Raw genomic sequence first — 7475 nt, forward strand, 5'->3', positions numbered from 1 at the left:
GTTCCGGTCCGACGGACCGTTGCCGTGCTCAAATCTTGAGTTGCTGAAGCAGTCGGTCGTAGGCTGACCTCATGGGTTCGACAGCGACCACGACCGTACCGACCAACGCCGAGCTGATGGAGGCGCTGGCCGCCGTCGGTGGTGCGTACTTCCAGGACTTCGCGGCCGCCGCCGCCCGGCACGGTCTCTCCTCCTCGCAGGCCAAGGCGCTCGGCGCCGTCCAGGAGCCGGTGCCGATGCGCGCGCTGGCCGGACGGCTCGGCTGCGACGCCTCCAACGTGACCGGGATCGTCGACCGGCTGGAGGCGCTGGGCCTGGCCCGCCGGGAGGCCTCGGCGGGGGACCGGCGGGTCAAGATCGTGGTCATCAGTGAGCAGGGCCGGGAGATCCTGACCCGGATCCGCGGCGAGATGAGCCGCACCCACCAGGCCTTCGAGGCCCTGAGCGGGGAGCAGCGCACCGCGCTGCACTCGATCTGCCTGCAGGTCCTCCCGGTGCTCAGCGGACGTCCGTAGGGCCCACCGGGCCGAGCGTCCCGGCCAGGGCGGCCGGCAGCGGGGTGTGGTGGAGCACGGTGAGCCGCCGGGTCGCCCGGGTGAGCGCCACGTAGAGGTCGGACACGCCCTGGGCCAGCAGACCGGCCGGGTCGGCCACCACCACCTCGTCGAACTCCAGCCCCTTGGCCCCGCGGACGGTCAGCGCGCCCAGGCCGGCGGCGCGGGCGTCCGGGGCGATCACCCCGGTGGTGCCTGGGCCGGCGGGCAGGGCGGCCAGTGCCGCGGCGTAGTCGCCGTCCGGCACGGCGACGGCGCGGGGGCGGTCGGCGGTCTCCCGGACCGCCCGGGGCGGCTCCGTGCCGGGGGCGTGGGCGCGCAGCACCGCCGCCGCCGGGGCCATGATCGCGGCCGGGGTGCGGTAGTTGACGGTGAGCCGTTCCTCCCGCCGGCCGCCGGGCAGTTCGCGGTCCAGCAGTTCCCCCCAGGACGACCGGGCGCCGGCCGGCGAACCGGTCTGGGCGAGGTCGCCCACGATGGTCAGCGAACGGGTCGGCACCCGGCGCAGCACGGCGCGCCAGGCCATCGCGGACAGCTCCTGCGCCTCGTCGACCACCACGTGCCCGTACGCCCAGGTGCGGTCGGCGGCGGCCCGCTCGGCGGTGGTGCGCTCCGGTCCGGAGTCGCGGAACCGCTCGGCGAGCAGCCCGGCGTCCAGGGTGACGTCGTCGTGCTGCCCGGTGACGGTGAGCACGCCCTCGGCGTAGCGCAGCTCCTCGTCGAGGCGCCGCCCGGCGGCCCGGGCGCGGGCGCGGGCCGGTCCGGTGTCCTCGCCGAGGAGCTCCGCGGCCTCGTCGAGCAGCGGGACGTCCCCGGTGGTCCACGGTGTGCCGGCCGGCCGCAGGGCGGCCGCGCGCTCGGCCGGGGAGAGGCCGGGAGCCGCGGCGGCCAGCAGTGCCGGGTCGGAGAGCAGCCGGTCCACGAGCCGGTGCGGGGTCAGCACCGGCCACAGCGCGTCGAGCCGGGCGCGCACCGCGGGCTGCGCCCAGAGCTCGCGCGGGGCGTACCGGGCCTCCTCGTCGTCGTACGGGCGGCCGAGGGCGAGGGCCTGCTCCACCGCGAGCGCGTCCAGCACGGTCCGCAGGAAGAAGGCACGTGCCCGGTTGTGCGGCAGGCGCAGGCCGCGGGCGGCGTCCCGGGCCCCGGTGCACACCCGGCGGGTGAGCCGGAGGTGCTCGCCGAGGTGAAGGTCGCCCGCGGGCAGGGCCTGGTGGGCCTCGACGGCGCGCCGGACCACGCCGGCCATCCACGGGCCGCCCTTGACCACGGCGGCGGCCGGGGCGTCCTCGGCGTTCGCCCGGACGCCGGGGAAGAGCTCGCCGACGGTGCGGAGCACCACCTCGGTCTCGCCGAGGGCGGGCAGCACCCGGCCGATGTAGTGCAGGAACGCCGGGTTGGGGCCGACCACCAGGACGCCGCGGCGCTCCAGCACCGCGCGGTGGGTGTAGAGCAGGTAGGCGGCGCGGTGCAGGGCGGTGACCGTCTTGCCCGTCCCGGGGCCGCCCTGGACGACCAGCGCGCCGGACAGCGGGGAGCGGATCACCCGGTCCTGCTCGGCCTGGATGGTGGCGACCACGGTGTCCATCCGGCCGGTCCGGGTCCGGTCCAGGGCGGCCATCAGCGCGGCCTCGCCGACCAGGGAGCGCCGGCCCTCGTCGTCCAGAGCGGCGAGGTCGAGCGCCTCGTCGTCCAGCCCGGTGAGGACGCGGCCCGCGGTGTGCAGGTGCCGGCGGCGCACCAGGCCCTCCGGGGCGGCCGGGGTGGCGGTGTAGAAGGGGCGGGCGGCGGGCGCGCGCCAGTCGATCAGCAGCGGCTCGTACGTCCCGTCCCGTTCGTCGCGGAGGCCGATCCGGCCGATGTGGCGGACGGTGCCGTCGCGGTGGTCGGTCCGGCCGAAGCAGAGGCCGTGCTCGACGGCCGCCAGCCGGGCGGCGCGGCGGGCGGCCCCGGCCGCGCGCAGTTCGCGTTCCAGCCGGGCCTGGTGGGTGCCGCCGGGACCGGCCTCCCGGCCGGCCGCCGCGAGGTCGTGCCGGGCGCGGTCGCGGGCGGTGTCGAGACGGGCGTAGAGGCTTGTCAGACGGGCCTGTTCGGAGCGCAGCGCCGCCGTGAGGACGGCGTCCGGGCCGGGGGCGCCGAGGGAGGCCACTGGAGATTCGCTCATCGATGTGGTATCCTTGCGGTGAGAAGTTTCCCAGTATCTTTGATATGGTGGCTCAACCGCCCAAGCCTACCCGAGCCGACGCCGTTCCGGCTGACCTCGGCTGTTAGGCTTGCGAAGCGTGAGCGCGAAGCCCCAGATCCCCAATGTCCTGGCCTCCCGGTACGCCTCGGCGACCCTGGCCCAGCTCTGGTCCCCCGAGCACAAGGTGGTCCTTGAGCGCCACCTCTGGCTCGCCGTCCTGAAGGCCCAGCAGGACCTCGGCGTCGAGGTGCCCGCCACCGCCGTCGCCGACTACGAGCGCGTGATCGACCAGGTCGACCTCGCTTCCATCGCCGCCCGCGAGCGGGTCACCCGGCACGACGTCAAGGCGCGGATCGAGGAGTTCAGCGATCTCGCCGGCCACGAGCAGATCCACAAGGGCATGACCTCCCGGGATCTGACCGAGAACGTCGAGCAGCTGCAGATCCGGCAGTCCCTGGAGCACGTGCGCGACCGCACCGTCGCCGTGCTGGTCCGCCTGGGCCGGCTCTCCGCCGAGCACGCCGAGCTGGTCATGGCCGGCCGCTCGCACAACGTGGCCGCGCAGGCCACCACCCTGGGCAAGCGCTTCGCGTCGATCACCGACGAGCTGCTGGTCGCCTTCCGCCGCCTGGAGGAGCTGATCGCCCGCTACCCGCTGCGCGGGATCAAGGGCCCGGTCGGCACCGCCCAGGACATGCTCGACCTGCTCGGCGGCGACACCGACAAGCTCGCCGAGCTGGAGCGCCGGGTCGCCGGGCACCTCGGCTTCGAGTCCGTGCTCACCAGCGTCGGCCAGGTCTACCCGCGCTCGCTGGACTTCGAGGTGCTGACCGCCCTCGTCCAGCTGGCCGCCGCGCCGTCCAGCCTGGCCAAGACCATCCGTCTGATGGCCGGGCACGAGCTGGTGACCGAGGGCTTCAAGGAGGGCCAGGTCGGCTCCTCCGCGATGCCGCACAAGATGAACACCCGCTCCTGCGAGCGCGTCAACGGCCTGGCCGTGATCCTGCGCGGCTACGCCTCGATGACCGGCGAGCTGGCCGGCGACCAGTGGAACGAGGGCGACGTCTCCTGCTCCGTGGTCCGCCGGGTCGCGCTGCCGGACGCCTTCTTCGCCTTCGACGGCCTGCTGGAGACCTTCCTGACCGTGCTCGACGAGTTCGGCGCCTTCCCGGCCGTGATCGAGGCCGAGCTGGACCGCTACCTGCCGTTCCTGGCCACCACCAAGGTGCTGATGGGCGCGGTGCGCGCGGGCGTCGGCCGGGAGACCGGCCACGAGGTCATCAAGGAGCACGCGGTCGCCTCCGCGCTCGCGATGCGGGCCGGCGCCCGGGAGAACGAGCTGCTGGACCGGCTCGCCGCCGACGAGCGGATCCCGCTGGACCGGGCCGCGCTGGACGCGCTGCTGGCCGACAGGCTGTCCTTCACCGGTGCGGCCGGCGCCCAGGTCGCCGAGGTCGTCCGCCAGGTCGAGGCCGTCGCGACCGCCTACCCGGAGGCCGCCAAGTACGCTCCGGGTGACATCCTCTGACGGAGTCTCAGTCCCGTGCTCCGGGCCCCGTCGCCGAGGAGGCGGCGGGGCCCCCGCCGTGTGCGGCGGCGGGGTGGCCGGGGTCCAGCGGCGGACCGTCGGTGCCGCAGGCGTAGCGGCAGTCCGGCTCGGCCACCGGGCGCTCGTCCTGCGGCGCCAGGACGTTGCCGTGCACGGTGGCCAGCGCGATCAGTCCGCCCGCGGCGAGGAGCCCGGCACAGATCAGCATCGCGGTCCGGAAGGCGGCGTCGACCGCGTCCGGCACCTGGTAGGCGTCTCCGCTCAGGCCCGCCAGCGCGGGCAGCGCGGCGACCGCCAGCAGCCCGGCCGCCCGGGCCGCGGCGTTGTTGACGCCGCTGGCGATGCCCGCGTGCCGCACGTCCACGGCCGCCAGCACGGTGGCCGTGAGCGGGGCGACCAGCAGCACCATCCCGCTGCCCATCACCGCGACGGCGGGCAGCACGTCCGTCCAGTACGAGGCGCCGGGGCCGATCCGCAGCATCAGCAGCACGCCCGCCGCGCAGAGGAACGGGCCGACGGTGAGCGGCAGGCGCGGGCCGATCCGCTTGCCCAGCCGGCCGGCCCGGGCGGACAGCACCAGCATGATCACCGTGATCGGGACCAGGGCCAGCCCGGAGACCAGCGGCGAGAAGCCGGAGACGATCTGCAACTGCACGACCAGGAGGAAGAAGACTCCGCTGAACGCCGCGTAGACGGCGAGGGTGACCAGGTTCACGGCGGTGAACAGCCGTGAGGAGAACAGCCCGAGCGGCAGCATCGGCTCCGGGGTGCGGCGCTCGACCGCGACGAAGGCGGCGCCGAGGGCGAGGCCGGCCACCCCGGTGACCCAGACCGCGGCGGACAGCCCCGCCCCGGCGGCGGTCAGCGCGTAGGTGACCGCGCCCAGGGACAGGGCGGCCAGCGCCGCGCCGAGCACGTCGAAACGGCCGGTCGAGGACTCGTCCCGGCTCTCCGGCACGTGCCGGGCGGAGACCGCCAGCACCAGTGCGGCCAGCGGCAGGTTCAGCAGGAAGATCCAGCGCCAGCCGGGGCCGTCCACCAGCCAGCCGCCGAGGAACGGGCCGACGGCCGCGGAGACCCCGCCGAGGCCCGACCAGAGGCCGACCGCGGCCGAGCGGTCGTCCGGATGGAAGACGGCCTGCAGCATCGCCAGCGAGCCCGGGGTGAGCAGCGCCCCGCCGATGCCCTGCACGGCGCGCGCCAGGACCAGCACCTCGATGGTGGGCGCGGCGGCGCAGGCCGCGGAGGCGGCGGCGAACCAGATCACGCCGATCAGGAAGACCCGGCGCCGGCCGTAGCGGTCGCCGAGCGCGCCGCCGAGCAGGATCAGGCCCGCCAGGGTGAGCAGATAGGCGTTGAGGGTCCATTGCAGGGCGTCGAGCCGGGCGCCCAGATCGGCGCCGATCCGGGGCAGCGCGACGTTCACGACGGTCCCGTCGAGCATCGCCATGCTGGAGCCGAGCACCGTTGCCAGAAGTACCCAGCGACCCTGCGCGGTGCCCAACCGCAGGGTGCCTGCCTCGGAGGTGGTCACGGCCCATGGTCCGTCGGGCGGGGCCGGAGTGACAAGGGTCACCGGGGGTGTGTCGGGAGGTGTCCGTTGCGTGAGTGATCGTGTGCGCACCGGGGCGGACATCGGCGGAGGGTCGTGGATCGGATGCACATCGTGAATGGATTGTGTGCGTACTGTGCACGGTATTCCAGCGCAGCGTCACGGCATTGCGGACTTTGGTCCCGGGGGCTGGAGATCGACATTGCTTCACCCGAACGGATGGGTTTTAGTTCAGCGACCGCCCGGCGTCAGCCCGGGTGGCCACCGGGTGGAACGCCTAGTCCTGCCGCTGCCCGGTGGTACGCAACGAACTCTGTACGGCAGGAGCGGGGGACCCACAGGTAAGTCGCCGGACCCGAATTCGCGGTCCGGCTAGGGGTGAAGCCGCCTATTGCGGCCGGGCAACTCCAGCCCGAACCCGACAGCTCACCTCGCAGGCGTCGGAGAGGACATTCCCATGCCCGCACACGCTCGTCGTACCGCCCTGCCCCGCGCCGTCCGCATCGGCATCGCGACCGCCGTCACCGGTGCCGCCTTCGCCCTCCCGCTGGTGACCACCGTCACCGCCCAGGCCCACGAGGTCCCGGCCGCCGGCCACGCGCAGCAGAGCAGCACCTGGACCGGCGCCGACGCCGCCCCGGCCGCCGCCCCGGCCCCGGCCGCTCCGGCCGCCGCCCCGGCAGAGGAGAACTACAAGGTCGTCGGCGGGGACACCCTGTCGAAGATCGCCGGCGCGAAGAACGTCGACGGTGGCTGGCAGGCGCTGTACGAGCACAACCGCTCGGTCATCGGCGCCAACCCGAACCTCATCTTCCCGGGCCAGCAGCTCGCGCTCGGCGGCAAGGCCCCGGCCGCCCCCGCCGCGAAGCCGGCCGCTCCGGCCGCGCCCGCCAAGTCCGCCGCGAAGCCGCAGGTTTCGCAGGACGCGGTGAAGCCGGCCGCCAAGCCCGCGGCCCCGGCCGCCAAGCCCGCCGCCCCGGCGGTGAAGCCGGCCGCCCCGGCCGCCAAGCCCGCGGCCCCGACCGCCGTCGCCCCGGTCGCGACCCCGGTCGCCGCCGGCTCCGGCTTCTTCGCCCCGCTGGCCAACCCGAAGCTCGGCACCGCCTACGGCGTGGCCGGCTCGATGTGGTCCTCCGGCCACCACACCGGCGCCGACTTCGTCGCCGCCACCGGCACCCCGCTGCGCGCGGTCGGCGCCGGCACCGTGGTGAAGGCCGGCAACGGCGGCGCCTACGGCAACGAGGTCGAGATCAAGCTCGCCGACGGCAAGTACGCCCAGTACGCGCACCTCTCCTCGATCGGCGTCAAGGTCGGCCAGGCCGTCACCGCCGGCCAGCAGATCGGCCTCTCCGGCGCGACCGGCAACGTGACCGGCCCGCACCTGCACTTCGAGATCCGCACCGGCTCGGAGTACGGCTCGGACGTCGACCCGATCGCCTACCTGCGGGCGCACGGCGTCTCGATCTGACCCTCGGTCGGATCATCCAGCACCACCACGGGGTGCGGGGCGAAGACGACCTCCCGGAATGGTCATGTCGGGTGACCGCTCGACCGGGTGATCGCCGCACCACCGGTGGAAGGACGGGCGCGGGACACGCCCGTCCGGCCGGCCCGGCCCACGAGACCTCTCTCGTGGGC

5 protein-coding genes and 1 riboswitch are annotated in these 7475 nt (G+C 74.8%); of the genes, 3 read left to right on the top strand and 2 right to left on the bottom strand.

Going from position 1 to position 7475, the window contains the following annotated elements; genetic code table 11:
• The first annotated feature begins 71 nt into the window (after nt 1-71).
• Complete coding sequence (locus ACFCX4_RS14150) at nt 72-515, top strand: MarR family winged helix-turn-helix transcriptional regulator (RefSeq protein ID WP_376141970.1); 444 nt, start codon at nt 72-74, stop codon at nt 513-515.
• Here the strand turns inward: ACFCX4_RS14150 and ACFCX4_RS14155 are convergent.
• Nucleotides 499-2715, bottom strand: a complete 2217-nt coding sequence (locus ACFCX4_RS14155) for a HelD family protein (protein ID WP_376141972.1) — start codon at nt 2713-2715, stop codon at nt 499-501. The genes ACFCX4_RS14150 and ACFCX4_RS14155 overlap by 17 nt on opposite strands.
• A 118-nt stretch (nt 2716-2833) precedes the next feature.
• Here ACFCX4_RS14155 and purB point away from each other — a divergent pair, with 118 nt between their 5' ends.
• Nucleotides 2834-4264, top strand: coding sequence for an adenylosuccinate lyase (gene purB / locus ACFCX4_RS14160; RefSeq protein WP_376141974.1), 1431 nt, complete (start codon nt 2834-2836; stop codon nt 4262-4264).
• A 7-nt stretch (nt 4265-4271) separates the two neighbouring features.
• Here purB and ACFCX4_RS14165 read toward each other — a convergent pair whose 3' ends face one another.
• Entirely contained in the window at nt 4272-5921 is a 1650-nt protein-coding gene (locus tag ACFCX4_RS14165) for an MFS transporter (RefSeq protein ID WP_376141977.1), read from the bottom strand.
• Nucleotides 5922-6131: 210 nt separating this feature from the next.
• A riboswitch (cyclic di-AMP (ydaO/yuaA leader) is annotated at nt 6132-6292 on the top strand.
• 2 nt (nt 6293-6294) lie between these two features.
• On the opposite strand from ACFCX4_RS14165, the gene ACFCX4_RS14170 reads away from it, so the two are divergent.
• Nucleotides 6295-7305: a peptidoglycan DD-metalloendopeptidase family protein gene (locus tag ACFCX4_RS14170; RefSeq protein WP_376141980.1), complete on the top strand. Its 1011-nt coding sequence runs from the start codon at nt 6295-6297 to the stop codon at nt 7303-7305.
• Nucleotides 7306-7475 lie beyond the last annotated feature (170 nt).

Origin of the sequence: Kitasatospora sp. NPDC056327, from assembly GCF_042261735.1 — a bacterium.
In the GTDB taxonomy this organism is placed as follows: domain Bacteria; phylum Actinomycetota; class Actinomycetes; order Streptomycetales; family Streptomycetaceae; genus Kitasatospora.

Excerpts from the sequence above, each read along its gene's own strand:
- ACFCX4_RS14150 (WP_376141970.1), top strand. The coding sequence starts at position 72 with ATGGGTTCGACAGCGACCACGACCGTACCGACCAACGCCGAGCTGATG.
- ACFCX4_RS14155 (WP_376141972.1), bottom strand. The coding sequence starts at position 2,715 with ATGAGCGAATCTCCAGTGGCCTCCCTCGGCGCCCCCGGCCCGGACGCC.
- ACFCX4_RS14165 (WP_376141977.1), bottom strand. The coding sequence starts at position 5,921 with ATGTCCGCCCCGGTGCGCACACGATCACTCACGCAACGGACACCTCCC.
- ACFCX4_RS14170 (WP_376141980.1), top strand. The coding sequence starts at position 6,295 with ATGCCCGCACACGCTCGTCGTACCGCCCTGCCCCGCGCCGTCCGCATC.